General features: G+C 78.1%; 1 protein-coding gene. It reads right to left on the bottom strand.

The window, feature by feature from the left end:
- A partial coding sequence (locus B7767_RS42680; RefSeq protein WP_256923787.1) for a DUF5682 family protein occupies positions 1 to 1,366 on the bottom strand: 1,366 nt, incomplete at both ends.

Genomic DNA, 1,366 nt, shown 5'->3' with positions numbered 1-1,366 from the left:
GGGCTCGTCCGTGTCCCCGCCGCGGCCCGGGACCGCCTCCCCCGCTTCCTCCTCCGCCTCCTCCGCGCCGCCGTCCGTGCCCTCGTCCCCGGTCGGCTCCTCCGCTCCGAACAGCTCGTCCAGGGCCCGGGCGTACGGCACCAGCTCCGGGGGGAGTCTCGCCGTGTCGCGGCCGAGCAGCAGCCGCCAGCGGTCGGCGGGGCCGAGGCGTCGTGGCTCGTGCTCCGTGCCCCGGACGGGCCGCCGGCCGCTCGCCGCGGACGTCCGCCCGTCCGGGACGGGGACATCCGGGACGGGGACGTCCGTGGCAGGACCGTCCGAGGTCGGACCGTCCGGGGCCGGAGCGTCCGGGGCCGGAGCGTCCGTGGGCGGAGGGCTCACCAGATCCGCCAGGCCCAGTTCGTTCAGCAGGGCGAGCCCCTCGTCGTCCGCCCCGGCCCACCGGACGGCCGTCTCGGCCGGCACGGTGAGCCGGAGGTCGGGCCGGGCGCCGAGCCGGTCGGTCACGGCCGTCAGCAGTCGCCCGCGTCCGTCCGGGGCGAGTGCCTGGAAACCGCCGCGCAGCGCGGGAAGCCGGTCGAGGAAGCCCCGGTCGTCCAGGGACTCGACGCGCTCCAGCAGCGGGTCGAGGGAGGCGGGCAGGGACGCGATCAGCGGTCCGGCGGCGACGAGCAGGCCGGCGAGCCGGCGCTCCAGCCGGTGCCGGGTGTCCGGTGCCGTCGCCGAGTCGATCCAGGCGGCGAGCCTCCTGCCCAGCAGCTCCGAGCCGTCGAGGTCGAGCAGTACCCGGGCGGCCAGGGCCGCTCCCTGGACGAGCGGGGAACCGGTGCGCGCGAGCGCGTACAACTCGCCGTCCAGGCGCAGCCCGAGCCGTTCCTCACCGCTGCGGACGGCCAGGGTCACGAGGGCGACGGCGTCCTCCGTCTCGTCGCTGCCGGCCAGTCCGGGCAGGGTACGGACGGCGGCTTCCAGCAGGATGTCGCGGAGCGCCGCCGCCCGCAGGCGTGTCCGCCCGGTGGTGCCGGGCAGGTGCTCCCGGCGTATCGCCTCCAGCAGGTCCATGCACCGCAGCAGTTCGGGAAGCGTGGCCGCCGCGGGCAGGACCCGCGCGGCCTGCGTGAGGCAGTCGCCGACCATGTCCGGCAGGGCACACCGGGCCGCGGCCCCCAGCAGGTCGACGACCCGGGCCGGGGTGACTCCGCCGGACTCCGCCGCCCGGCGGTGGTTCGCGCGCAGGGTGCCCTCGGCCGCCTGGGCGGCGGTGACCCCTCTGACACCCACCAGGTCGAGCCGGGCCGCGACCGACGGGGTCCAGGCCGCCCGCCAGCGTGTGGTGAGGGCGCTCCCCTCCCCCGCGGCGGACACC

It is taken from the genome of Streptomyces sp. 13-12-16, from assembly GCF_002114215.1.
Classification (GTDB): domain Bacteria; phylum Actinomycetota; class Actinomycetes; order Streptomycetales; family Streptomycetaceae; genus Streptomyces.
This window is presented reverse-complemented; position numbering and strand designations above follow the sequence as displayed.